Annotated in this window: 1 protein-coding gene; it reads right to left on the bottom strand. The window is 68.3% G+C overall.

What is annotated here, in order from left to right; genetic code table 11:
• Nucleotides 1–1221 (bottom strand): TrbL/VirB6 family protein (locus C1I98_RS38950; RefSeq protein WP_199537565.1); only part of this gene is annotated, 1221 nt, incomplete at its 3' end.
• Nucleotides 1222–1293 lie beyond the last annotated feature (72 nt).

Here is a 1293-nt window from a genome sequence, read left to right as displayed (position 1 = left end):
GAACGGCAACGCCGTCTGACGGCCTTGTCGTGCCTGTACCGACGCCATAGGTGCTCGTCGGGCTGCTGGAGGGAGGTCGAGCGGCAGTTGGAGTTGCTGCGGCGCAGCGCCTTGCCGGGGCGGGCCGCCCGAGCGGGAGGGTGGCTTCATTGGATGTGCTCCCGTGGAGGTGGATGGCCGCTTTGCTGAAACGGGTCGTGGACCTTGGCGTGCGGCACTGCCAGACCGTGGCCCTGCTGCTCCCCTTGGGCGCCTGCCAGGGCCGGGCCGGGTTCTTCTTCTGGCCGCTCTCCGGGCCCCGCCGATCGCTCCCAGCGCCTTGTAGACGATCACTGCTTTGATCAGGCGTTTGAGGAGATTGGGCTGGGTCTGCTGCCAAATACTGCGCGCCACCCAGCCGGGGATCTTGATCAGGACGAAGAGAATGCCGATCAGGATCAGGGCGTCGATGGCCTGGCTGGCGACCGGCTGGGCCAGCACGGTCTCGGCCGTACCGGCGTCTGGCCGGGGTGGGGTGAAGACGTCGGTGGCCTGGGTCAGGTACACCTTGAAGGCGAGGATCAGCGCCAGTGCCTGCAACACCTGGATCGCCAGGACCCCGGTGAAGCCGCGCCACCACAGCCGGGCGATGCCCTCGGTCTGCGGAAGTGCGTGGCACAGCAGCGCGAGCGGGGCCGCGATGATCAGGAACAGCAGCAGCGTGATCCGGACGAACGCGATGAAGGCCAGCACGATCCCCAGCAGCACCGCCACGCCGGCCATCAGCACCAAGAACAGCAACGTGCTCTCGGTGTCGGTGATGAGGCCCGCGACCTTGCCCGCGAGCAGATCTCCCGCCCGCCGGCCGTCCACGCCCTGGCCGAGCAACGCTGTCACCAGGTCGTTGGCCAGTTGGACCGCGTACTCGCAGACGGTAAGCGAGAAGTTGACGGCGATGGCGGCGACCACCAGGCGCGGCGCGATCTCCTGGACCGTGGTGGAGGTCTGCACGCTGCCGTAGGACATCACGATCACGCCGCCCGCCAGCGCGAACAACCCCAGCAGCGCGTTGGCCATCAGCCGGACGTGATCGGACAGCTCGCGTACTCGGGCGAGCATCGACGGCGGAGGCGAGGACAGCAGAATCCGGCCCACCATGACGAACGCCGGATTGATCGCCTCGACCACCAGCCGGGTGAACCAGCCGTTGACCGCCTGGTTGACCATGCATCCGACGTCCATCCACCCGCATCCGCCCGAAGCTCCAGGCGCGGGCACGTTCCCCTGTGGGGCGGGGAGGGGGCTGACCACGGG

Origin of the sequence: Spongiactinospora gelatinilytica (genome assembly GCF_003236385.1) — a bacterium.
In the GTDB taxonomy this organism is placed as follows: domain Bacteria; phylum Actinomycetota; class Actinomycetes; order Streptosporangiales; family Streptosporangiaceae; genus Spongiactinospora; species Spongiactinospora gelatinilytica.
This window is presented reverse-complemented; position numbering and strand designations above follow the sequence as displayed.